At 66.6% G+C, this 22562-nt stretch carries 33 protein-coding genes; 18 read left to right on the forward strand and 15 right to left on the reverse strand.

Features of this window, described 5'->3' with window-relative positions; all coding sequences use genetic code 11:
- Positions 1 to 93: 93 nt before the first annotated feature.
- The 5 genes from FB473_RS09510 to FB473_RS09530 all read right to left on the reverse strand — a co-directional run bounded on the left by FB473_RS09510 (position 94) and on the right by FB473_RS09530 (position 5546).
- The gene (locus FB473_RS09510; RefSeq protein ID WP_167166791.1) at positions 94 to 1146 is read right to left on the reverse strand and encodes a zinc-dependent alcohol dehydrogenase; all 1053 of its coding nucleotides are present in this window, start codon (positions 1144 to 1146) and stop codon (positions 94 to 96) included.
- Between the two features lie 34 nt (positions 1147 to 1180).
- A complete protein-coding gene (locus tag FB473_RS09515) occupies positions 1181 to 2518 on the reverse strand; it encodes an MFS transporter (RefSeq protein WP_167166793.1) in 1338 nt (445 codons plus the stop codon).
- A gap of 193 nt (positions 2519 to 2711) precedes the next feature.
- Positions 2712 to 3662: a transketolase family protein gene (locus FB473_RS09520; protein ID WP_167166794.1), complete on the reverse strand. Its 951-nt coding sequence runs from the start codon at positions 3660 to 3662 to the stop codon at positions 2712 to 2714.
- Positions 3663 to 4514: a transketolase gene (locus tag FB473_RS09525; RefSeq protein WP_167166797.1), complete on the reverse strand. Its 852-nt coding sequence runs from the start codon at positions 4512 to 4514 to the stop codon at positions 3663 to 3665. It abuts the gene before it with no gap.
- Between the two features lie 24 nt (positions 4515 to 4538).
- Positions 4539 to 5546 (reverse strand): alcohol dehydrogenase catalytic domain-containing protein, encoded by a 1008-nt coding sequence (locus tag FB473_RS09530; RefSeq protein ID WP_167166799.1) that lies wholly within the window; start codon positions 5544 to 5546, stop codon positions 4539 to 4541.
- Between the two features lie 322 nt (positions 5547 to 5868).
- Between FB473_RS09530 and FB473_RS09535 the strand changes: the two genes are divergently transcribed.
- Complete coding sequence (locus FB473_RS09535; protein ID WP_167166801.1) at positions 5869 to 6882, forward strand: substrate-binding domain-containing protein; 1014 nt, start codon at positions 5869 to 5871, stop codon at positions 6880 to 6882.
- A gap of 12 nt (positions 6883 to 6894) precedes the next feature.
- On the opposite strand, the gene larC is transcribed toward FB473_RS09535, so the two are convergent.
- The 10 genes from larC to FB473_RS09585 form a co-directional block, all read right to left on the reverse strand.
- A complete protein-coding gene (gene larC, locus FB473_RS09540) occupies positions 6895 to 8244 on the reverse strand; it encodes a nickel pincer cofactor biosynthesis protein LarC (protein WP_167166802.1) in 1350 nt (449 codons plus the stop codon).
- The gene (larB, locus tag FB473_RS09545) at positions 8241 to 8999 is read right to left on the reverse strand and encodes a nickel pincer cofactor biosynthesis protein LarB (RefSeq protein WP_167166804.1); all 759 of its coding nucleotides are present in this window, start codon (positions 8997 to 8999) and stop codon (positions 8241 to 8243) included. Before larB ends, larC begins: the two co-directional genes overlap by 4 nt.
- A gap of 5 nt (positions 9000 to 9004) precedes the next feature.
- The gene (larE, locus tag FB473_RS09550) at positions 9005 to 9772 is read right to left on the reverse strand and encodes an ATP-dependent sacrificial sulfur transferase LarE (RefSeq protein ID WP_208390510.1); all 768 of its coding nucleotides are present in this window, start codon (positions 9770 to 9772) and stop codon (positions 9005 to 9007) included.
- Positions 9769 to 10050, reverse strand: coding sequence for a hypothetical protein (locus FB473_RS09555; RefSeq protein WP_167166806.1), 282 nt, complete (start codon positions 10048 to 10050; stop codon positions 9769 to 9771). The genes larE and FB473_RS09555 overlap by 4 nt, the downstream gene beginning before the upstream one ends.
- Before the next feature lie 4 nt (positions 10051 to 10054).
- Positions 10055 to 10432, reverse strand: coding sequence for a hypothetical protein (locus tag FB473_RS09560; RefSeq protein WP_167166808.1), 378 nt, complete (start codon positions 10430 to 10432; stop codon positions 10055 to 10057).
- Between the two features lie 334 nt (positions 10433 to 10766).
- A complete protein-coding gene (locus tag FB473_RS09565) occupies positions 10767 to 11171 on the reverse strand; it encodes a DUF3842 family protein (protein WP_167166810.1) in 405 nt (134 codons plus the stop codon).
- A 214-nt stretch (positions 11172 to 11385) separates the two neighbouring features.
- Positions 11386 to 12462: a tyrosine-type recombinase/integrase gene (locus FB473_RS09570; RefSeq protein WP_167166812.1), complete on the reverse strand. Its 1077-nt coding sequence runs from the start codon at positions 12460 to 12462 to the stop codon at positions 11386 to 11388.
- Positions 12463 to 12468: 6 nt separating this feature from the next.
- A complete protein-coding gene (locus FB473_RS09575) occupies positions 12469 to 12978 on the reverse strand; it encodes a hypothetical protein (RefSeq protein ID WP_167166814.1) in 510 nt (169 codons plus the stop codon).
- Positions 12971 to 13384: an ImmA/IrrE family metallo-endopeptidase gene (locus FB473_RS09580; RefSeq protein ID WP_167166815.1), complete on the reverse strand. Its 414-nt coding sequence runs from the start codon at positions 13382 to 13384 to the stop codon at positions 12971 to 12973. Before FB473_RS09580 ends, FB473_RS09575 begins: the two co-directional genes overlap by 8 nt.
- A 3-nt stretch (positions 13385 to 13387) precedes the next feature.
- Positions 13388 to 13855 carry a hypothetical protein gene (locus FB473_RS09585; RefSeq protein WP_167166817.1) on the reverse strand — a complete coding sequence of 156 codons (468 nt, stop codon included), beginning with the start codon at positions 13853 to 13855 and terminating at the stop codon, positions 13388 to 13390.
- Between the two features lie 162 nt (positions 13856 to 14017).
- Here FB473_RS09585 and FB473_RS09590 point away from each other — a divergent pair, with 162 nt between their 5' ends.
- The 17 genes from FB473_RS09590 to FB473_RS18250 all read left to right on the forward strand — a co-directional run bounded on the left by FB473_RS09590 (position 14018) and on the right by FB473_RS18250 (position 22533).
- Positions 14018 to 14248 (forward strand): helix-turn-helix domain-containing protein, encoded by a 231-nt coding sequence (locus tag FB473_RS09590; RefSeq protein WP_167166819.1) that lies wholly within the window; start codon positions 14018 to 14020, stop codon positions 14246 to 14248.
- Between the two features lie 291 nt (positions 14249 to 14539).
- The gene (locus FB473_RS09595; protein WP_167166821.1) at positions 14540 to 14809 is read left to right on the forward strand and encodes a hypothetical protein; all 270 of its coding nucleotides are present in this window, start codon (positions 14540 to 14542) and stop codon (positions 14807 to 14809) included.
- 284 nt (positions 14810 to 15093) lie between these two features.
- On the forward strand, positions 15094 to 15669 hold the full coding sequence (locus FB473_RS09600; protein WP_167166823.1) for a hypothetical protein: 576 nt from the start codon (positions 15094 to 15096) through the stop codon (positions 15667 to 15669).
- A 2-nt stretch (positions 15670 to 15671) separates the two neighbouring features.
- Positions 15672 to 16289, forward strand: coding sequence for a type 2 periplasmic-binding domain-containing protein (locus tag FB473_RS09605; RefSeq protein WP_208390511.1), 618 nt, complete (start codon positions 15672 to 15674; stop codon positions 16287 to 16289).
- The gene (locus FB473_RS09610) at positions 16228 to 17052 is read left to right on the forward strand and encodes a phage antirepressor KilAC domain-containing protein (RefSeq protein ID WP_167166826.1); all 825 of its coding nucleotides are present in this window, start codon (positions 16228 to 16230) and stop codon (positions 17050 to 17052) included. The genes FB473_RS09605 and FB473_RS09610 overlap by 62 nt, the downstream gene beginning before the upstream one ends.
- Positions 17042 to 17293, forward strand: coding sequence for a hypothetical protein (locus FB473_RS09615; RefSeq protein ID WP_167166828.1), 252 nt, complete (start codon positions 17042 to 17044; stop codon positions 17291 to 17293). Before FB473_RS09610 ends, FB473_RS09615 begins: the two co-directional genes overlap by 11 nt.
- A gap of 97 nt (positions 17294 to 17390) precedes the next feature.
- On the forward strand, positions 17391 to 17618 hold the full coding sequence (locus FB473_RS09620) for a MerR family transcriptional regulator (protein WP_167166830.1): 228 nt from the start codon (positions 17391 to 17393) through the stop codon (positions 17616 to 17618).
- 19 nt (positions 17619 to 17637) lie between these two features.
- Positions 17638 to 17793: a hypothetical protein gene (locus tag FB473_RS09625; RefSeq protein WP_167166832.1), complete on the forward strand. Its 156-nt coding sequence runs from the start codon at positions 17638 to 17640 to the stop codon at positions 17791 to 17793.
- A complete protein-coding gene (locus tag FB473_RS09630; RefSeq protein WP_167166835.1) occupies positions 17790 to 18032 on the forward strand; it encodes a hypothetical protein in 243 nt (80 codons plus the stop codon). The genes FB473_RS09625 and FB473_RS09630 overlap by 4 nt, the downstream gene beginning before the upstream one ends.
- A complete protein-coding gene (locus tag FB473_RS09635; RefSeq protein ID WP_167166836.1) occupies positions 18029 to 18907 on the forward strand; it encodes a PD-(D/E)XK nuclease-like domain-containing protein in 879 nt (292 codons plus the stop codon). The genes FB473_RS09630 and FB473_RS09635 overlap by 4 nt, the downstream gene beginning before the upstream one ends.
- Positions 18904 to 19722, forward strand: a complete 819-nt coding sequence (locus tag FB473_RS09640) for a recombinase RecT (protein ID WP_167166838.1) — start codon at positions 18904 to 18906, stop codon at positions 19720 to 19722. The genes FB473_RS09635 and FB473_RS09640 overlap by 4 nt, the downstream gene beginning before the upstream one ends.
- Entirely contained in the window at positions 19719 to 20465 is a 747-nt protein-coding gene (locus tag FB473_RS09645) for an exonuclease domain-containing protein (RefSeq protein WP_167166840.1), read from the forward strand. The genes FB473_RS09640 and FB473_RS09645 overlap by 4 nt, the downstream gene beginning before the upstream one ends.
- Complete coding sequence (locus FB473_RS09650; protein WP_167166842.1) at positions 20462 to 20668, forward strand: hypothetical protein; 207 nt, start codon at positions 20462 to 20464, stop codon at positions 20666 to 20668. The genes FB473_RS09645 and FB473_RS09650 overlap by 4 nt, the downstream gene beginning before the upstream one ends.
- Entirely contained in the window at positions 20665 to 21684 is a 1020-nt protein-coding gene (locus FB473_RS09655) for a DUF7666 domain-containing protein (RefSeq protein ID WP_167166844.1), read from the forward strand. Before FB473_RS09650 ends, FB473_RS09655 begins: the two co-directional genes overlap by 4 nt.
- Positions 21681 to 21875, forward strand: a complete 195-nt coding sequence (locus tag FB473_RS09660) for a hypothetical protein (protein ID WP_167166846.1) — start codon at positions 21681 to 21683, stop codon at positions 21873 to 21875. Before FB473_RS09655 ends, FB473_RS09660 begins: the two co-directional genes overlap by 4 nt.
- Positions 21872 to 22411: a hypothetical protein gene (locus tag FB473_RS09665; RefSeq protein WP_167166848.1), complete on the forward strand. Its 540-nt coding sequence runs from the start codon at positions 21872 to 21874 to the stop codon at positions 22409 to 22411. Before FB473_RS09660 ends, FB473_RS09665 begins: the two co-directional genes overlap by 4 nt.
- A complete protein-coding gene (locus tag FB473_RS18250; protein WP_279588573.1) occupies positions 22408 to 22533 on the forward strand; it encodes a hypothetical protein in 126 nt (41 codons plus the stop codon). The genes FB473_RS09665 and FB473_RS18250 overlap by 4 nt, the downstream gene beginning before the upstream one ends.
- The last annotated feature ends 29 nt before the right edge of the window (positions 22534 to 22562 follow it).

Consider the following 22562-nt stretch of genomic DNA (forward strand, 5'->3'; position numbering starts at 1 on the left):
CAAACGGAGGGCCGCGTCCCCCCTGCCGGAATGCCCGACGGCCCGGCGGGACGATACGGGATCGCTCCGCCGGGCCGTCGGGTGGTGGGCCGGTCAGTTCAGTTCATTGCACTGGACGATGACCTTCGGGTAGGCCCCCGACATGTGGACCTCGAACGCCTCGGTCGCCCGTTCCAGCGGGAAGACCGCCTGGGTGAAGACGTCCAGGTCGAGCTCAGGAAGCAGTTGGAGCGCCCGTGGAAACGCATAGGGCGACACGAACAGGCCCGAGATCGTCAGCTCGTTGAAGTAGCAGATCTTGGCGATGTTGAACGGCATCTCGAACTCGTTGGGGTACATGGCCCCGTAGATGAGCGTGCCGCCCCTCGCGGTCACGAGAGGAAGCGTCGGCGCGGCCCTGACCGACCCGGACGCGTCCAGGACGACGTCGTACCCCAGCCCGCCGGTGATCTCACGGGCCGCTTCCACGACGTCGACGGCGGTGGGGTCGATGACATGGACGGCACCGAATCCCTTGGCCAGCTCCCGGCGCGCGGCGATCGGCTCCACCATCGTCAGCGACGTCGCCCCGTAGCGTGCGAGCAACTGGGTGGCGATCTGGCCGATCGGCCCGCCACCGCACACCAGGACGCGATCACCCGCCTTCGGCTTGAGCTTGTCCATCATCCGCACGCCCACCGAGACCGGCTCGAGCAGGCAGCCCTTCAGCAGGCCGACCGAGTCGGGCAGCTTGTACACCTGCGACTCGTGCCAGACCACGTACTCCGCCATGCCCGGGCGCTGATACTGCGACACCTCGGTGCAGAACTGCTGGCGTCCCGTACGGCACCAGTGGCACGTCCCACAGAAACGGAGGAAGTTGCAGGCCACGCGGTCGCCCACTTTCAGGCCGTTGACGGTGGCCCGGGGGCCGATCTCCTCGACGATCCCCGAGACCTCATGGCCGAGCCCCTGCGGAACGTCCCAGGAAAAGGCCCCCTCGGCCAGGTGCGGGTCGGAGCCGCAGATCGCGGCGTAGGCCAGCCGGATCTTGACGTCCTCGGGGCCGACCTCCTGCTCGGGGAAGTCGATCACCTCAACCTTGCCGCGCTGATCCAGGTCGGGGTGGTTGAGCCGACCCATCTTCGTGATGGCGACAGTGCGCATGACTATTCCCTTTCTCCGTTGACCTCGGACGCGCTCACAGCTTCTCGACGACCTGGTCGTCGCCCTGCTGGGCCAACTCGTCCACGATCTTGTTGTACGTCGACTTGTCGAGTTTGTAGAAGCGGAGGCAGAGGGCGCCGACCAGCATCAGGACACCGACGAAGATGTGCGCACTGAAGTTGATCCAGAACAGCGCGTTCGAGGTCTGCTCGGCGTTCGCCTCGTACCCGATCCAGCTGAGAACCCAACCGGAGGCGGCCGTCGAGAAGGCCGTACCGATCTTCATGGCGAAGGTGGTGAAAGCCGACACGAATCCGGCCGCGTGCACCTTGTACCGCGAGATCGTGAACTCCGTGGTGTCGGGCACCATGCCGAACAGGCTGGCCAGGATCATCCCTTGTCCGATGCCGATGAACACGCTCATCGCGTAGTATCCCCAGATGCCGGTCTGGGTCTGTATCGGTAGGAAGAAGCACACGATGCAGGCGATGCCAGCCACTACGAACCCGATCATCGGCAAGGTGCGTTTATTGCGCACCTTGACCACGAGCGCAGAGATCGAGAAGGCGCCGACGACGCTGAGGATCGATTGGATAGTGGTGTTGTCCGCGAACAGAAGCTGGTTGCCCGCGTTGTAGGTGAAGTAGTAGAGCCTCATCGACATGCCGCCCTGGAGGATTCCCCAGGCGGCGAACGCTCCCACCAGCGCCCACACCGGGATGTTTCCGCGCAACGCGCCGAACAGGTGCTTGTATCGCACCTTCACGTACGGGACCTCGACGACCTCCTTGTTCGAGAAGAACGCGATGAGATAGAAGGGGAAGGCGATCAGGGAGAAGATTACGGCCGCCCGCTGATAGCCCAGCGCGGAGTTGCCCTGTCCTGCCCATTCCACGACCCGGATCAGGCCGAAGGACAGGATCGTCGTCGCGAGGAAGGCCCCGGTCATCCGGTAGCTCGCGAGGCTCGAGCGCTCGTTGGCGTCCCGGGTCAGGGCGGCCGGAAGGGCGCTGTAGGGGATGTTCACCAGGGAGTACAGCACCACCAGGGTGATGTAGGTTCCCGTGGCCCACATGAACCTGCCGCGATCGCTCCAATCGGGGAACGTCGAGAACGTCAGGATGTTCATGATCAGCATCGGCACACAGGCGAACAGGATGTACGGCCGGTAGCGGCCCCAACGGGTCTTGGTGCGATCAGCCATGCTCCCGATGAACGGGTCGATGATCGCGTCGAACGCCTTCGGAACCATGAGCATCGTCCCGACCGCTGCTGCAGAGAGCAGGGCGACGTCGGTCAGGAAGTACATCAGGTAGCCGCTGACCAGCGACCAGCTCATGTTGTTGGCAAAATCACCGGAGGCGTACCCCATACGCCTCCATACGGAAAGCGATACTCGCTTGCTTGTCTCAGGCACCGTGGCAACGGCCATCGTGTGACCCTCCATTCGCTGACGCTTCATTGCGTCGTCGGAGATTGGAACGTGGAGTTACGGGGGCCCGCATCTGATCGGCGGCCCCCCGACGGGGCAGCACGGAACCCGATCCGCGCCGCCCCGGTCCGGATTACGCCAGCTGGCGCACGGCCTCGATGGTCGCGGCAAGGCCGAAACCGTACTTGTCTCGCAACTCGTCGGGCCCGCCGAAGCCGGCGTAGACCTGGGGAATGCCCAGCCGCCGGAATGCTCGCGGGGCCACGCCCTCGTCCACCAGAGTGTCACTGACGATGCTCGCCAGACCGCCGTAGGCGAGGTGATCCTCCACGACCACGATGCCGTTGGTCTCCTCGGCCGCCGCGAGGATGGCCGCCCTGTCCACCGGCTTGAGCGTGAACATGTCGATCACCCGCGCCGAGATCCCGTCCGCGGCGAGGGCCTCGGCCGCGTCCAGGCACTGGGCGACCAACTCACCGTAGGTGATCAGTGTCACATCGCTGCCCTCGCGAGCGGTGATCGATCGGCCGATCGTGTAGTCCTGCTCCCCGGGCTGGTAGAGCACCTGGTCGGCCTTGCCCTGCGACAGCCTGATGTACAGGGGGCCGGGGACGTCGATGGACTGTGTGAGGAGGTCACGCACCATGTTCGGGTCGCTCACCGCCGTCACCGTCATGTTCACGATCGAGGTCATCAGCGCGATGTCCTCGATCATGTAGTGGGTGGCACCGCCACCGGAGACCATGCCACCGTGGGTCGAGATGATCCGCACCGGGAGGTTCGGGTAACCGATGTCGGTGCGGCACTGCTCGAAAGCACGCATCGTCAGGAACATGCCCATGCCGACGACCATCGGGATGGCCCCCTCGTAGGCCAGGCCGGCGGCCACGGACATGCAGTTCTGCTCGGCGATGCCGACGTCGATGAACCGATCCGGATGGTTGCGCTTGAACTCGTTGAGGGACTGGCCGATGTCGGGGGTGAGTGCCCACACGTTGTCATGGGCCGCTCCCAGCGCGTCCAGCGTGTCGCCCATCACCGAGCGGGCCGACAGCATGTCTCGGAAGTTGAATGTGACAGGCATCTACTTCACCAGTTCCTCTCGCCCCGCGCGCAACGACGCCAGCGCCCGCTCGAGATCCCGCTGATTGACCGATCCGGCGTGCCAGCCGATGTCTCCCTCCATGAAATCCACGCCCTTGCCCTTCACCGTGTGGCAGACCACGGCGGTGGGCAGGCCCGAGCCGGACGACGGCAGGGCGTCGACGGCGTCGACGAGCTGGGACATGTCGTGGCCGTCGATCTCGATGACGTTCCAGCCGAAGGCGCGCCATTTGTCCTCGTACGGTTCGAGGACGACACGCTGCTCCGACATCTGGGTCATGAACTGCTTGTTGCGATCGATGAACGCCACCAGGTTGCCGAGGCCGAGGCTGCGGGCAGAGATGGCCGCTTCCCAGACCGATCCCTCGCACGACTCGCCGTCACCGATCAGCGTGAAGACCCGGTGGCTGCGGCCCTGCTGGCGCGCCCACGCCGCCATGCCGACGGCGAGGCCCAGCCCGTGCCCGAGCGATCCGGTCGAGCACTCCACGCCTGGCAACTGCACCTTGCAGGGATGCATGCCGTAGGCGCTGTCGAGCTGTCCGTACGTTCGGACGATCTCGTCGTAGTCGAAGAAGCCGCGGATCGCCATGGCGATGTACATGCATACCGCCGCGTGGCCCTTGCTGAGCACGAACCGGTCGCGCTCGGGCATGCGGATGTCGTCCGGATCGACGTTCATGGCGTATTCGTAGAGGACGGTGAAGATATCGGCCGCCGACAGGTCGCCGCCGATGTGCACCGCCCCCTCGTAGGTGCCGCAGAGCTGGACGAGCTTCACCCGTAGCTCGTAGGCGAGATCCTCGAGCCGTGCTGTCTCAGCTGTGGTCATGTCATCTCCTTTCTGTGGTGGGCACTACTTCGTGCAGTCGAGGATGATCTTCGGGTACTGACCCGAGTGGAAGAGTTCCACGCCTTCCAGCGCTCGGCTGAGCGGGATGACCGGGCCGATGATGTGATCCAGCGCGAGACGCGGGACCAGGTTGATGGCCCGCGGGAACAGGTCGGGATTCGTGAAGACGGTGTGGATGGAGGCCTCCTTCGAGTAGAGCTCGTAGAGGTTGAGCCCCAGTTCGTAGTCCGGCGGGTAGACGGCGAAGTAGACGACTCGCCCGCACTTGGCCACGCTGTCCAACGCGGGACGGGCCGCACGCGGCGAGCCGGACGCCTCGAAGACGACGTCGAAGCCCAGACCGTCGGTGATCCTGGTGGCCTCGGCGACGACGTCCTGGGTCGTCGGATCGATGGCGTGACTGGCCCCGAGTTCGAGAGCCATCTGCCGCTTCGCGGCCACGGGCTCGATCACGGTGATCTTCGCCGCCCCGGACAGCAGGATGGCGTTCATGAGGATCGCGCCGATGCCGCCGATGCCTGAGATGGCCACCGTCTGCCCGTGCTTGATCGGGACGAGATCCATCGCCCGGACGGCGCAGACCGTCGGCTCGGTGATGGTGAACGACTTCAGGTCGGCGTCCGCAGGCAGCGGGAAGACGCTGTTGACCGACGTCACGTAATACTCGCTGAACCCGCCGAAAGGCGCCGCGTTGAGGCAGTACTGGGGCATGCCGCTCTTGCAGTTGCGGCACTGGCCGCACACGGCGACGGGGAAGGACGTCACCTTGTCGCCCACCTTCAGCCCGCTCGCCTCGGTTCCGGGCCCCAGTTCCACGACGGTGCCGCTGGTCTCGTGTCCCAGAGGCATCGGCGGCTTGGCGCCCAGCACTCCCTGCGTGACCTGGTGGATGTCGGTGGCGCAGATCGAGGCGAACGCGGTCTTGACCTTCACCTCCCCCGGACCAGGTGTCGGGACGTCGACGTCCCATAGTTCGATCTCGTTCTCACGAGCGAAGTACAACGACTTCATCCCGGGCATCTCGCACTCTCTTCTTCCTCGAAAACAGCACCGTCCGCTCCATGTCACGACCTCAGGCCTTCATTGGCCTCGACTCTTCGAAATGTTTCGCAACATCTGGTCTCGGAGCGCGAGGAGAATAGGACCGCGCTCCGGAACTGTCAACACCGGGCACGCGCGCGGGTCGGCGAGCGTTCGAGCCGCGTCACTCACCATCACTTCCTGCCGCTGTGGGAGCCTCGCCGCTAACGATCGTCCGCGGCGAGGCTCCTCCGAGTGCGCCGCTTGACCCAGGTCTCGGAACCTGAAACATTTCGGTAGGAAGGAGCCGACAGTGACACGCACCACTCTCAAGGACGTCGCTCAGCGGGCAGGTGTGTCGACCGCGACCGCGTCCAAGGCACTCAGCGGACGCGGCGAGATCGCCGAGCAGACACGCCAGGCCGTCGTCCAGGCCGCCGACGATCTCGCGTACATGCCACAGCGTCGCCCAGGGGCCGAGCAGGGACGCGCGACCGCCGCCCTCATCACCGACTCGATCGACTCCTACTACGGCGTCGAGATCCTGCGCGGACTGGTCGAGGAAGGCTTCCGGAGAGGCATCGACATCGTCCCCCACATCGAATCCCATCAATCGCCCCAACGGCTGTCGGCGATCGAGTGGGAACGCGCCTACCTGCGCCCGGCGACCATCGGAATCGTGACAGTCGTGTACGCGGTGGAGGGCCCGGTGTTCGAGGTCGCGCGCAGGCGCAGGATCCCGGTCATCGCCATCGATCCCTACCTCATCTCACGGAACGCCACCGTCACCATCAGCTCGACGAACTGGGAGGGCGGCCGGACCGCCACGGAGCACCTCATCGATCTCGGGCATCGCAGGATCGCCCTCATCAACGGGACCCCCAGCTTCATCCCGGGCATCGACAGGTACCACGGCTACCGCGCAGGCCTGGCCGATGCCGGGATCGAGCCGGACGACTCCCTCCTCTTCGACGGCCAGTACACGTTCGGATCGGGCTTCGACGCCGCCGAGCGCATCCTGGAACTGCCGAACCGTCCGACCGCGGTCTTCGCCCTGAGCGACCGCATGGCGCTGGGCGCGATCCGGGCCTTCGAGTCCCACGGTGTGCGCGTCCCGGCGGACATCTCGGTCATCGGCTTCGACAACTCGCCGGGCACCGAACTCATGACGCCCGCACTGACCACCATCCGCCAGCCGATGGCCGACATGGGCCGACTCGCCGTCCAGGTACTCCAGAACATCGCGGCCGGCAATCCCAGTCACCTGCAGCGCATCAAGCTGGCGGCCACGCTCGTGGTCAGGTCGAGCACCGCGCCGCCCCGGTGATCGGGGCGCGTCTCAGCTCGATCCCTCCACCCGTCGTCGTGCCTCGTCCAGAGTCACACCCTCGTCGCGCGCGAGCGTGGCGAGGTCGTCGTACTCGGCCTTGGCCCGCGTGACGCCCCATCCCGAGGCGCGCTTCACTCGCACGGTCCGCTCGCCGACCCGCCTGTCCTCCACCGCTCGCTCCAGCGTCCACCGGTCGTGCGGCGTGCCGCGCACACCGAGCGTGCTGGTGTGCCGGAACAGCGTCGCGATCAGGTCGTCCCGGCGCGACAGGTCGCACAGGCACGACAACACCACTGCCGGGCGCCCCTTCTTCATTCCGATCGGGGATGTCCAGACATCGAGCGCGCCCGCCGCGAACAGTTCCTCGACGGCGAACCCGATGGCCTCCCCGGTCATGTCGTCCAGATTCACGGCCAGCTCGATGACGGTCCCGGGGCCTCCCGCATGCCCTCCGAGCATCGCTCGCACGCAGTTCGCCGCCGCAAAGTCCTTGGAGCCCATGCCATAGCCGATCCGCTCCACAGCCATCGTCGGTTGTGGCTCGAACCTGTCGACGAAATGCCGCAAAAGGGCCGCACCGGTCGGCGTACAGAGCTCGCCGCGGATCTCGCCGCCGTAGGTCGGTATCCCGCGCAGCAGATACGCGGTGGCGGGAGCCGGCACCGGGACGAGCCCGTGGGCACACCACACCTGACCGCTGCCCACGTGCACCGGGGACGCGACGACCTCGTCGGGCGACAGCTCGTGCATGAGTAGGCTCACCCCCACCACGTCCGCGATCGCGTCCAGCGTCCCGACCTCGTGGAAGTGCACCTCGTCGACCGGGCGACGGTGCACGTGTGCCTCCGCCTCCGCGATGAGCTGGTAGACGGCCAGGGCGTCGTCCCGTACCTCCTCGGGCAGGCCGAGACCCGAGATGATCTCGCTCACCGCGGGCAGGCTCGAGTGGGTGTGGGTGTGGCTCTGTGCGCCCGGGTCGTGGTGATGATCCGGCGCGCCGTCGTGCTCGTGGTGGTCGTGATCGTGGCGGTCACCCTGGTCGTAGTGGTCATGTTCGTGGTGATCGTGATCATCGTGACGCGTGTGCTCGTGACCGTGGTGGTGCACGTCGTGGTCGCCATGATCGTGAACGTCCACGGCGTCGAGGCTCTGTTCCTCCCGGCCGCCGACCAGGACGCGCATGTGGGTGCCCGCGATGCCGCACTTCTCGGATGCCAGTGCCTCGATCTCGACACCGGCGACCGTCAACCCGCTCAACCCGGCGAGGAATCCTCGCTTGTCGTCCGCCAGTTCGTAGAGGGCACCCATGAGCATGTCACCCGCGGCGCCCATGCCGCAGTCGAGGTACAGGATGGTCACGAGCCCGACCTCCGGTGATTGATCATGCTGGCCAGATACCCGGCGCCGAATCCGTTGTCGATGTTCACCACGCTCACGCCGCTGGCGCACGAGTTCAGCATCGTCAACAGCGCGGCCACCCCACCGAACGAGGCTCCGTAGCCGACGCTCGTGGGCACCGCGATCACCGGGCAATCGGCCAGCCCGCCGACGACACTCGCCAGCGCGCCCTCCATACCCGCGATCGCGATCACCACTTCGGCCCGCATGATCTCCTCAGTGTGCGCCAGCAGGCGATGCAGGCCTGAGACACCGACGTCGTACACACGCGTCACCTGGTTGCCGAGAGCTTCGGCGGTCACGGCGGCCTCCTCGGCGACGGACTGATCGCTCGTCCCCGCCGTGACCACGACCACCGTTCCCGAGCCGTCGGCCTTCGGGCCTTCTCCCACGACCGCGATCCTGCCGAGTTCGGAGTACTCGACCGGCAGCGCCGCTCCGATGGCCTCCGCCGTCTCGGGGCCGATCCTGGTGACGAGGATCGTCCGTTGCCCTCGCTCCCACATGGCCGAGGCGATCCGCGTGATCTGATCGACGGTCTTCCCCGCCCCGTAGATGACCTCCGCGACCCCTTGCCGGACGCCGCGATGGTCGTCCAACGTGGCGAAGCCAAGATCCGTGAACGGCGCCATGCGCAGCCGGAGCAGAGCGTCGTCCACACTCGATCTGCCCTCGGCCACCTCCTGGAGCAGCCGCCGGACCTCGGCCTGATCCACGCCGCTCACCTGCCGGCGAGGTCGAGCAGGACCACCGAGAAGTGCGGTTTCAAGGCCTCGGTGATCTCCTGCCGCAGTGTGATCGCCTGGGACATCTGGTCGACCGGCACCTGGACGCGGGCGTAGTCCCCGTCCAGCCGGACGCGCACGTCGCTGAAACCGAGGCCGCGCAGCGCCGCCTCGGCGCCCTCGACGCGCCGGAGGTTGTCGAAGGTGATCTCGATACCCGTGGGCACGCGGCTCGCCAGGCAGGCGTATGCGGGCTTGTCCCAGGTGAACAGGCCGGCCTCGTGCGACAGATCACGGATCCGTTGCTTGGTGAGACCCGCCTCGCGCAACGGCGAACGCACCTCCAGTTGAGCGAGGGCCTTCATGCCCGGACGATCGGACGCGTCGTCGCTCGCGTTGGTGCCGTCCACCATCACGGTGAACCCGTCCTCGCTCGCCCGGGTCGCGATCAGCTGGAAAGTGCCGAGCTTGCAGAAATAGCACCGGTTCGAGGGGTTCGAGGCGATCGATCTGACGGCCAACGCGTCACGTTCGAGGACGATGAGCTCGACGTTCAGCTCATCGGTCAGCCGCACGGCATCGTTGAACTCGAACTGCGAAGTCAGGGCGGTCTTCACGTAGTAGGGCTTGATGTCGGCACCGCAGGCGAGCCCCGCGTACAGCAGATAGGACGAGTCCACCCCACCCGAGAAACCGAGTGCGACATGCCGATTCCGGTCGAAGAACTCCGCCAGGCCCGCGTCGACGGCCACCGTGGTCGTCACCGCACCGCCTCCACTCCGCGGCGCCCGAGGCGGGCCACCACGGCCCACATCGCCAGGCCGGCAGCCACGACTAGGAGCCCAAGAAGGGCATCGGACGTTCCCAGATCCAGTGGCGGCTCGCCGGCGATCGCACTGGCGACCACGTCCACCGACCACATGAGCGCGGCGCCCCAATAGGTCAGGACGAGCACACCGAGGCGAGCGGCGCGAAGCGCCGGGCTGCGCCACCACAGCCAGGTGGTGACGACGGCGGCGGCAATCGTGATGATCCAGCACATGCCGTCAGTTCACCGCCGTCTCGACGTGAGCAGCTGCTTTCGCACGACGCGTGCTGACGGCAACCATGATCGCCCACACCGCCGTGACGAGGACAGCCATGGACACCCCGACTGTTGCCATCTCGTGGAGCATCTCGCTGGTCGCGACCGGACTGTTCATCGCGGTGAGGAAGGGAGGCCATGGCACCACTTCCCCGTGCCAGATGTGCTCAATGGCCAGAAGGAAGCTGCCGCCCCACAACAGGTTCGACAGCCACGCGAGAGCCTGCGGCCAGAACACCCCCCCGAACTCCTGCTGCTCAGAACCCTGCCGCTTGGCCACACGCCGTCGGATCACAGTGACGACAACCGCTTCCGCGGCCGGCACCAGAAAACAAGCCATTGCGCTCAACCTCTCATTCGCACCAGAACGGCACAGCCCGATCACGCGAACGCGAGCCGACGCTGGCAACGACCTCGCCACAACCTTCATGAATGTGGCGACGACCTATTCGCTACCGCCCTGGTCTTGCCTGACGAAGAAGCAGCTTCAGCCGCATCCGCTGGTCCTGCCAACGGCTTTTCGCCTACAGGATAGTTGCCCAGCAGGGCTTCGTCCACACGCGGCACGAGCCGACGCGGCCGGAACGCAAGAGAATCTGACGCCAGATATCACCTTGGACGGTATCCAGGCCGAAATCGCGATCCGCCGTCAGATTCTCTTGCGTCGCGCCTGACTACAGCGCCCCGATCGCCACGACAGCCTCCTCGATGAGGCTCGCCATCGAGGCATCCGTGCTCAGGCCGACGATCACGTTGTCGCATCGGTTCATGGGGATGAGCACCCGTACGGCCTCGCTTTGACCGATGGCCACTGCCATAGCCGGGGTTATCTCGCCGATGAGGGAATCGGCGACGACGATGCCGACCGGCCCGGCGATCACGTCCGCACGCCTGCTGCTGGCGACGACGGCGTTCTCCCCCGTCGCGGCGCGGTCGGCGCCCGCCCGCAGCATCGCATTGGTCGCCGAGACATTGGTGCCGATCGCCGTTACCTCATGGTCGGGGTACGCGGCCTTAATCGCGGTGACCAGCTGCTTGCCTATGCCGCCACCCTGGCCGTCGACCACCAGGATCCTCATCGTCCCGCCCTCCTCATGTGTTCTCTGCGCGTGCATCACAAGCTCCAACGACGGCACGTCATAGGCGTCGAACGATTCCGACAACGACGGACAACAGCGGACCGGCCTCTGACAAGTTGGTCGGGGCGACAGGACTCGAACCTGCGGTCTCCTGCTCCCAAAGCAGGTTCCAGCCCTAGTCGTGCCCGTGCGGTAAATCCTGGGTAAATCCCGATCACCCTTTCAGCACCCGCCGATTCATCCGATCGGACACCGCGTCCAGCCCAGAATCCCAGAGGTGACCGTAAACGTCCAGCGTGGTCGTCGCGGACTTGTGCCCCGCCATGCGCTGCACCGCCTTGACGTCCGCGCCGTCGGCGATCGCCCACGAGATCGCCGTGTGCCGCAGATCGTGGATGCGCAGCTCCGAATCGTCCATGCCGGACGCCTTGAGCGCCTTCGTCCACGCCCGCGCCCGGAAGGTGTCCTTCCTGATCCTGTGTCCGAGCGGCGTCACGAACAGCGGATCGGTCTTCGGCCTGTCGAGATTCAGCATTGCCACCACCTTCGCAGGAACGGGCACGTCACGCGGCCTCTCGGACTTCGAGACGACGATTCGAGCCCTCCACACATCTTTTCCCTTGACCTTGCGCCGCACGACGCTGCCGACGTCGAGCGCCACCACCTCGCCGATGCGCGCTGCGGTGGTCGCCATGAACCAGATCATCGGCGCGTACCAGCCATCTAGCCGCTTGTCCGCGCGACGGTCCCGCCCCCAACCGTGACAGTTGGACGCGATCGCTCCAACCTGCTCCCGTGTCAGATAGACGGGCTCGTGAGGCTCCTCTGCCGGAGTCGTCAGGTCGACGCACGGAGAGGTCTCGATGGACTTGCGCCGCACCGCGATGGCCATCGCTCCCCCGAGACACTGCGAGAGCTTGTGCAGCCGGGACGGCGAGCCCGTCTCCGCGTTGAGCCATGCCTGGACGGCGGACTGCTCCACATCGGCCACCAGCATGCTCCCCCACCTGCTGCGGACGGCGCGAGCAGCGTCCCTCGCAGCCTCGACGCTCTTCGGCGCGAGGCTCCGTTTGGACTCCAGCCACAGGTCGATCATGTCGCCCACGGTGTCGCTGGACTTCGGCGTCGGCGGCCCGTCGGCGATCCGCCGGGCGTTGACGTACTCCGCCTCCCTGTAGGTGCGGTGCGACGTGTCTCGGTAGCCCTCGACGCGCACGCGGTACCGCATGCCCCGGCCGTGACGCTTGGTCGGAGTGCCGTCCTTGCGTGTCCACAGGTCGTCGATGGCCATCGGATACTAGTCGTCGAGGTATGCCGACGTGACCCGCTGCGCCTTCGCGCCGTCCAGGTCCATCGTCACGGTGCACGACCACTGGGTGCGAATCAGCGCGCCGAAGCTGTTCTGTGCGTCCACCGCCCCGCTCACTCGCGCCTCACTGCCGGACCACAGCACCGATTCATCGTCGAACTCGGCGGTCCTGGGGGCTTTGAGCTGGTCCTTGATAGCGTCGCGGCATGCGACGATCGCGGCGGCCCTCGCATCGTCCTGCCTGTCGCCGACACTCTTGGGCTTCGACGATGTGACCGCGAAGACGATGATCGCAGCCAGCACCAGCACCCCGAACAGCGAGATGAGGAAGATGCGGTTGAACTTCCTCCCCCTCTCCCAGCGTTCCATCAGCGTGAGAACGCGGGCGCGTTCGTCCAGGCACTCGTCCTCCGTGATCTGTCCAGACGCCGCCATGCGATCCAGCGCCGCGAGATACTCCCTCGCCTCCGCGTCGTTCGTGATCCTGTCGCTAGCCATCGCCCAATCTCCTTGTCAGGTAAGCCCTCTCGGCCGGATGCAAGTGCTCCAGCCGTATCAGAAGGGTCTCACAGTCCACCCACAGCTCGTCGGCGGCCTCGTCCACATCGTGCGCCCACGCGAGGGCCTCGCCCAGGTCGTGGATGTCGATCAACAGGCGGGCGGCTGCGTCCTCGACTGCGGATTCCTCCCGGGCTGCGAGCACCGGCTCGTCCGGCGCCGGCCCCCGCATGGCGTGCACGAGTTCATGGGTGAGGGCTGACCGGCGCTGCGCCTGCCCGAGTCGGCAGTCGATCGTGACCGTGCGCGTTCCCCAGCACGTCTCACCCCACTGTCCGGGCGGGAGCGGGCGCATCTCAAGCGTCCACGCCTCCTGGTCTCGGAGCGCCCGCCACGGGTGCCACATGGATCACAGGTTGTCAGGCGGGTCGGACATTTCACCGAGCTTCGGCCGCCGACGGCGCTGTGCCGCTGTCGGAAGCTCGATCACCTCGCCCGCGTCCGGGCCGCTCAGGCTCTTCTCTCCCGGCTCGTCTGTGCCAGCACTGCTCCCACCCTCTCGCATCCTTCGATCCACCTCGCGCAGCAGATCTTCGTTCGACAACCTGGACAGGTACGGCGCCGCCGGCGGATCGTCCCCGACGTCTTCTGGAGCGACGATCCCCGCCGCCATGAGAGCTTCGAGCACCGGCTGCCTATACCCCTTGGCGAACGCCGCCACCGACGCGGGGTCAGGTGTTGACCCTTTGAACCACCGGCTGACGCTGCCTTGATTGAGCCCGGTACGGCGTGCGATCTCGGAGTTGATGTCCGATGTAGTTGCGCGGACGTAGGCGGGCCATCCCATGGCTCTTATGTTCTCGCTACTTGCGTTCACGCATCAATCCTTAGGCACTACTGAGTTTCGCGCAAGCACCCTAGCCACGAGTTACACCGATGTCGTTTCGCTTGTGTATGCGCATAGGCCGTGGTCGAGCGTTATCGAATCGTTATCTCTTGCGTCTTGCACATGCGCATAGGCCACGCGCATAATTGAGACATGAGCAAGCCGAACATCCGCATCAGGCAGGACCGAGTGGCCCTCCTGCGACAGATGCGCGAGCTCGACACGGACTACGCGCTGGCGAAGGCCATGGGCATGAGCCAGGGCAACGTGTCGCGCACCCTCCGCAACAAGCAGAGCCCGGGCCCCAGATTCATCGCGGGCATCTGCGTAGCCCTCGGGGCAACCCAAAACGATCTCTTCGAGGTCGTCGACAACGCGGCCTAGCCGCCCGACTTAGCCGCCCTCACGCGGGCGCAGCGCATGACAACTCCACACAGCTGACCGATGAAGATATGCCGCCCACACCACTCGTCCTCGGGTGGGCAGGCAATCACGCGAGGGAGCGACCCAGGACGGGGACCGGCCTTCGCAGGGAACGGAATCGGGCAGCGGTCAATGGTCGCCGGGTCGATCCCCGGTTGGAACCATCCACAACTTTGTGGCCGCCACTGAAAGGCTCACTGCCCGTTCGAGTCGGGCTGGCGGACGACACAAGCCACAGTGAAAGGACCCCCGATGAGCACAACCCCGACCACCACCACGGCCACCAGCATCACCCTGATGATCTCGATGCGCGCCCCCGACGGCGCGCCCGAGGGCATCACCGACGTTATCTGGAGCGCCAACGCCACCACAACCAGCAGCGAGAGGTGGTGCACCGCGTTCGCCGGCGATCGCATCCTCCACCAGTGGTGCCTCGACGAGGTCCCCGAGTGGGTGCCCGAGCCCGACACCGACACGGCGATCGACGTCACGTCGGCCCTCTGCCTGGACGCCCGGCGATGAGCATGACGCCCGGCTACGGGCACTGAACTTTCGCGGCCTGGCAGGGCTAGGCAAGGCGTGGCACGGCAGGGCACGGCAGGGCAAGGCATGGCATGGAAGGTCGCCAGAGCGGCACACTCCGGGGTTCGGGTCCCCGGCTGGCACTGTCCTGGGCATGGCACGCCAGGGCTGGCCCCGGCAGCGGCTCGGCTGGCCGCCGCAGGGCGAGGCAAGGCAAGGCAAGGAACCAAACGAAGGCCCGGCGCTCGCAACGCCGGGCCTTCACATTGTCGAAAGGAAACCCCATGAAGAAGTTCGTCCTCACGATCAACGGTACGGCCCCCCTCCTTCATCACAACAGCAGACTCGCTGACAAGCTCGACCCCATCACCCGCGCGAAGGCTGTCGTGTCCGGGAAACGGAAGAAGACCGACGAAGACGACCTCGAGCTGTCCCGGCTCGAATGGCTCGGCGGACTCTACTTCGACAGCGAGGTTGGACCCTATCTGCCCGGCGACAACGTCTTCAAGGCGTTGGTCGAGGCAGCCCGTAAGTCCAAGCAAGGCAAGCAAGTCGAGCAGGGGTTGTTCGTCACCACCGACGTGAACCCGCTCGCCTACCACGGGCCGCGTGACACCGATTCCCTGTGGGCCGACGAGAACTTCGTCTTCCGTAGGACCGTCAAGCAGCAGATGAGCCGAATCACCAGGACGCGTCCGATCTTCCGGGAGTGGGCGACTGAGGTTGAGGGGGCTTATGACCCGGCGATCCTCGACTTGCGAGACGTGGCCGCATTCGCTGAGACCGCCGGCGCATACATCGGTGTCGGTGACTGGCGTCCGCGTTACGGACGCTTCGTCGCGACCGTGAGGGAGGCGTGAGCATGCCCCCATTCGAGCCCCTCGGCGAGTTCTCGCGCCGCAATCTCGCTCTCGGCGTCCTGCGCGGGCACGCGACCGGCGATGTGGTCGGCTACGACGAGTTCGGAGACGCTCTCGACCTGCATCCAGATGTCAACCGCAAAGTCATTCAGGACGCCGTCCGAGCAGCCGGTACCGAGTTCTTGGATGTGGACAGGCAGGCGCTGGAGGCCGTGCCGAACGTCGGCTACCGCATTGTCCCAGCGAGCGAGCACGTGCGGCTTGCGCGTGGCTTGCAGCGCCAATCGTCACGCGCGCTGGTTCGCGGGCACACAGTCGTTGCGAAGGTCGACTACAACGCGCTGAGCCCGGAGGTCCGCGCGCTCACCGAAGCCACCGCGCGGGCGTTCGCCGCGCAGATCGAGTTCAACCGCCGCATGGACGTGCGGCAACAGCGCCTCGAAGAGGCCGTGGCAACGGTCGCCACCAAGCAAGAGCGATCGGACGACGAAGTTGCCGAGCTGCGCGAGCGGCTCGCGCGACTGGAGGCATCCATCGCGGGAGAACAGGAGCATAGCAATGACACTCATCCCATTCGACTACAGCGGCCAGCAGGTCCGCGTCATCAATCTCCACGGTGAGCCCTGGTTCGTCGCCAAGGACGTGTGCGAGATCCTTGACATCCGCACCGATACGTTGCGGTACATCCTCGACTCTGACGAGGTGCGAAGCATCAACCCCAACAGTATTGGGGTTGCTCAGACGGGCGGCAAGGACCCGCTCATTGTGTCCGAGCCTGGCGCATACAGTCTCATTGCTCGCAGCCGCAAGCCAGAGGCCAAGCCGTTCAAGCGCTGGGTCAACCACGAGGTGCTCCCCTCGATCCGCCGGACCGGCTCATACGGCACGCCCGCGCTGTCCGAGGACGAGATCGTGCACCAGGCGCTCGCGATCACAGCCAAGCGGGTCGAGGCCTTGACCGCCACCGTCGAGCACCAGGAACGGCGTCTGCGCCTCGTCGAGCCGAAGGCCGCCGCGTTCGACCGGTGGCTGTCGTCGAACGTCAACTACGCGGTCGACCGGGTCGCGAAAGCGCTCCGGGCCGCAGGTGCTATCACCGGCCGCAATCGCCTGCTCGACCACATGGGCACGCGGAAGAAGGACGGCGGGCTGGAGTGGATCTTCCGCGACGCCCGTGGGCAGTGGACGCCGTTCCAGGCGCAGGTCGAGTGTGGACGCCTCGCCGTGAAGTTCGGCAGCTACGAGGACTCGAAGACCGGCGAGCAGGTAGGCACCACGACCGTGCGCATCACCCCGAAGGGAGCGGCGAGGCTCGCCGCCGTCTACAACGTCTCGCCCGAAACCATCGCCGACGAGCTCGAAAGGGACGCCGATGCTGCCTGAACGCCTGGACCTGACCGGATTCGCCGAGATCCCCGGCGATCCCGCCTACCGCATCCACCCCGACGGCAGGGTGGCCAGCCTCAAGAAGACGCTTCCCGCAGTGCTCACCGAGCGCAGGGCGTCCAATCCGAGACTGTCCACCGTCCGCCTCGGCGGCGTCGACGTGCGAGTCCGCGACCTGCTCGTCGCCGTCTTCGGGACCGCCCACGACTACTACGAACGGATCGAGGACTGGTCATGACCCCCCTCGAACGCCTGATCTACGACCTCGGCTGGCACCTCCAGCACTGGGCCAGCCTGCACGTCGAACGGCGCAAGCGGGCGCGAGGGAGGGCCTGATGCCAACCGCACCCGACCTGGAGTCAATCGGCCCCTGGTACCGGGCGGCGCAGGCCGCCCCGATGGTCGGCACGAGCCCCCGGGATTTCTGGAAGCTGTGCGCCACCGGACAGATCGCCTGCATGCCCGTCATGTGCCGCGACGGCCGGACGGTCCACCACTACAAGGTATCCGCCCAAGCCATCCGCGCCTACCTCGCCAAGCACACCCAGCCCGTACGCAACTGACCCGCAAAGGACCCTCACCATGACCATCACGACCACTACCGACGACACCGACCCCGCAGTCGAGGACACCTACACACCCCGCCGCGCCGTCAGCCCCGACGTGCAGTTCTGGAACGACATGCTCGGCAGCCTGCACGCCCCCGCCCGCCGGGCGCTCACCGAGGACAACCGGTGAGCTACACCGCAGAGGACCGGGCCTTCGATGCCCAGTGGGAGGACCTGACCGACCGGGCACGCGGCGCCGAGCAAGAGGAGGCCCGGCTCGACGAGATCGCGGCCATGCACCGCCAGACGTGCCTGGTCTGCCACGGCACCGGGCACGTCCTCGTCGAGATCGGCGACGGCGGCATGTGGTACGACCCGTGCCCCGTGCTGGAGGACGAGGCGATCGCGAGCAGCAGGAGGCGGAGGTGAGCACCCTCATCGACGCGCCGGGCGTCTACGACGGCCTGGACGAGGAGGTCTACCACGCCGATCCGGTGCCGTCCGGCTCTCTGTCGTGCACGTGGGCCAAGCAGATCGTCAAGCCCGGCGGCCCGGCGAAGTGGAAGTGGGACTGCGAGCACCCCCGCCCGCCAAAGAAGGAGTTCGACCTCGGGCACGCCGCTCACAAGCTCGTCCTGGGCGTCGGCGCGCCTCTCACCGTGATCCCCTACGACGAGTGGCGCACCAAGGAGGTGAAGGCGGAGGTCGCCGAAGCTCGCGCGCGCGGAGAGATCCCCCTCAAGCCCGCCGAGTACGAGCAGGTGCAGCGGATGGCCGAGCAGATCGCCGCGCACCAGCTGGCCATGAGCCTGCTCGACGGAGCGCGGCATGAGGTGTCGGCGTTCCGTGTGGACGAGCAGACCGGGGTGTGGCTCCGGTGCCGGTGGGACTCGATCAAGGCGGACGGGATCGCCGACTACAAGACCGCCGTCTCCGCCGACCCGGCAGAGTTCGCCCGGCAGGCCGTCAAGCTCGGCTACCACCAGCAGGACGCGTGGTACTGCGACATGGCGCGCGCCCACGGCGTCACCGATGGGCCTTTCCGGTTCATCGTCCAGGAGAAGGCGGCTCCGTACCTGGTGTCCGTGATCGAGCTCGACGAGGACACCGAGCGGCTCGGCAGGCGCATGAATCGCCAAGCCATCGACACCTACGCCAACTGCCGGGCCACCGACCAGTGGCCCGGCTATCCGCCGGTCGTGAACATCGTCTCCGCTCCGCCATGGGCCTTCGAGACTCCCGACACGCTCGACCCCGACACCGAACAAGAACTCCTTGACCTTTTGGAGGGACCCCAGTCATGACCACCGCAACCAATCTTCCGGCACAGCAGCACGGCCGCCCGAAGCCGCCGTCCGTCGCCTCGACGATCGTCGCCAACAAGCAGCTGATCGCCGAAGCCCTGCCGCGCGGGCTCGACCCCGACCGATTCACCCGGCTCGCCCTCACCACACTCCGCAAGACTCCGAAGCTCCAGGACTGCGACCCGCAGTCCTTTATCGGCTCACTGCTCACCGCATCGGCACTCGGACTGGAGCCCGACGTGCTCGGCGAATGCTACCTCGTCCCCTACAAGCGGGAATGCACTCTCATCGTCGGCTACCAGGGCCTCGCAAAGCTGTTCTGGCAGTCGCCAATGGCCGCACAACTCGAATCCGGGTACGTGTGCGAGCGTGACGAGTTCGAGTTCGCCAAGGGCACCAGCCCCTACCTGCGGCACACCCCGGCGCTGGGCGAGGATCGCGGCAAGCTGATCGCCTACTACGCCATCGTCGGGCTGAAGAGCGGGGCGACATGGTTCGAGGTCTTCACCCCCGCCCAGATCGCGGCACTGCGCGCAACCAGCCGGAAGAGTGACATACGCGACCCGGAACACTGGATGGAACGCAAGACCGCCCTCAAGCAGGTCCTCAAGATGGCTCCGAAATCCACCAGGCTCGCCCAGACCTACACGCTGGACGAGAAGCCCGCCACGATCACACAGGCGGTGCAGGTCGCCCACGATGAGCCGCTGGACGACGGCGAGCGCATCGACGAGCAGACCGGTGAGGTCTTCGACGGCGAACTGATCGACGACGAGCCCGCCGACGGTGCCATGTTCGCCCAGGAGCCCCGATGACCTGGCACGGCTGGCGCGACTCCCAGATCATCGGCTTCGATACCGAGACCGACGGCGCCGACCCCGAGTCAGCGCGCATCATCACCGCGACCGTCGGCACGACCCAGTCGGCCGTCTGGGACCCGACGAGTTGGCTCGTCAAGCCGGAACGCCCGATCCCCGAGGCGGCGACAGCGGTGCATGGCATCACCACCGAGCATGCCAAGGAGAAGGGCCGCTGGCGTCCGGAGGCCGTCGCGGAGATCGCCGGGCACCTGAACGCGGCATGGCTCGCCGGAGCCGTGGTAGTGGCCTACAACGCGTCCTTCGACATGACCGTACTGGACCGCGAGCTTCGGCGTCTCAGTCTCGACCCGCTCGTGGTCGGGGGCATGGTGATCGACCCGTTCATCATCGACAAGGCCATCGACCGGTACCGGCGCGGCTCCCGCAAGCTCGCCGACGTGTGCCGACACTACGACATCCTGCTGACCAGCGCGCACGACGCGGGAGCCGACGCACTCGCAGCCGCACGGCTCGCATGGAAGCTCGCACCGAACCTTCCGGTCGTCGCCGGCGACCCTGCCGCGTCCGCCCGGCTCGCCATGGCCCAGCAGGAGGAATGGCACCGCGAGCAGAAGCTCGGGCTCGCCGACTTCCGGCGCAAGAAAGGTGACCCCGAGACTGCCGCGAAGATCGAGGCCGAAGCCGAGTCCGGCTGGCCTCTGCACGTGTGGATCGGACAGGAAGGGATGGTGGCATGACCCGCCTGCCCCTCCGCCCCAGCGACCGCCCCACGCCACCCCCGGCGTGGGGCGCACTGTTCCCGGGCCTGGCGGTCCTCGCCGTGGCCTCTGCCGTCCTGGGCCTGCACGGCCTCACCGTGGCCGCGTGTGTGGCTCTCATCCTCGCTGCCAGCCTGCACGGGCTGGCGACTGATCCCCGAACCGAAAGGACCCCGAAGTGAAGGCCTACAAGGGATTTTCTAAAGACATGACGTGCCGTGGCTTCCAGTACGCAGAGGGCGAGACTTACACCACCGACCGCGCCGTCCTGTGCGAGACCGGCTTCCACGCCTGCCCGGAGCCGCTGGACGTGCTGGGCTTCTACAAGCCGGGAAAGAGCGTCTATCACGAGGTCGAGCTGGGTGACGACGCCAAGCTGGATGGCAGCAAGGCCGTCTCGACGGCGATTTACATCGGCGCGAAGATCAGCATCGCCGGACTCGTGAAGGCGCACATCGATATCGCGTGGAAGCGGGCGAACAAAGAGCCCAAGAATACGACCTCGGGCTACTACTCGACGGCTGCGACCTCGGGCTACTCCTCGACGGCTGCGACCTCGGGCAACGACTCGACGGCTGCGACCTCGGGCAACGACTCGACGGCTGCGACCTCGGGCCACTCCTCGACGGCTGCGACCTCGGGCAACGACTCGACGGCTGCGACCTCGGGCAACGACTCGACGGCTGCGACCTCGGGCTACTACTCGACGGCTGCGACCTCGGGCAACTCCTCGACGGCTGCGACCTCGGGCTACTACTCGACGGCTGCGACCTCGGGCTACTACTCGACGGCTGCGACCTCGGGCCACTACTCGACGGCTGCGACCTCGGGCTACTCCTCGACGGCTGCGGCCTCGGGCTACTACTCGACTGCTGCGGCCTCGGGCTACTCCTCGACGGCTGCGACCTCGGGCTACTCCTCGACGGCTGCGACCTCGGGCAACGACTCGACGGCTGCGACCTCGGGCCACTACTCGACTGCTGCGACCTCGGGCGATGAGTCTGTCGCCGTCGCCGCCGGATACCAGTGCTCGGCCAAAGGCACGGCAGGAAACTGGCTCGTGCTCGTCGAACGCGACACCACGGGCCACATCCTCGGCGTCGTGTCGGTCAAGATCGGCTCCAAACGCAAAGGCAAGCGGATCAAGCCCGACACCGCATACATGCTCGTCGGCGGAGAGCTGGTGGAGCGGCCATGAGAACCGTCACCACCACATATCAGCCCGTCTACGTCCGTGCGGAAAAGACCCCGTACGTCGCGGTCAAGAACGGCCGCCAAGGCCTATCCGTCGAACTGAAACGCTCCTACTGGGAAGAGGCGACCCGCGTCATGGAAGACCTCGACTACCAACTCGGCATTCCGTCCCTGTTCGACGGAGGTGCCGCATGATCCGCCCCATCGAGGTCACGCTGCGAGGCCCGTGGAAAGGCCGCGACCAGGATTGGACGCTCGCGAAATGGACAGGCAGCAAACACCCGGTCGACGCGCAGACCATCGAGGCGCTGGTCCATCACCACAGCGGAGGCCAGGGAATCTTCCGGCTGCCTGACCTGCCGGCGATGCTCGCCTGGTGCCGCAAGGCCGCCAGGCGTCCCGACGGCATCGCCGGGCTGAACCTGCTCGCACGGGTCGCGATCTTCTCGCAACTGCCGCTGGCCGACGCGATCTGGCTCCAGTGCTGGATGGTCGACCTCAAGCCGCCATCCGAGCTTGTCACGGTCAGCGAATGGCGTGCGGTCGGTGTCCTCGACGTGGACGCGCTGCAAGCCAGATGGGGCACACGGCTGGCCGGGGCCCGCGAGATCGCCGAGCTGCGGACGCTCCGGGACACGCTCGCCGCCATCGAGATCGACATCGCTGCCGCGCAAATCGACGCGGCACGAGCCGCGCTCACAGCCCGCCAGACATGCAGGGCAGCATCATGACCGCCACCCGCCACTGTAGCAGCCCAGTCGTCATCCCGGAGGCCGTCGTCTATCCGCCCGGCTCCGACGTCGACGGCGCACCCATATACGCGACGACGGTCTGGGCGCTGCGCGTGCACTGATGCGGTCCGCGCGACCAGGACGGTGACAC

Source organism: Brooklawnia cerclae, assembly GCF_011758645.1.
GTDB lineage: Bacteria > Actinomycetota > Actinomycetes > Propionibacteriales > Propionibacteriaceae > Brooklawnia > Brooklawnia cerclae.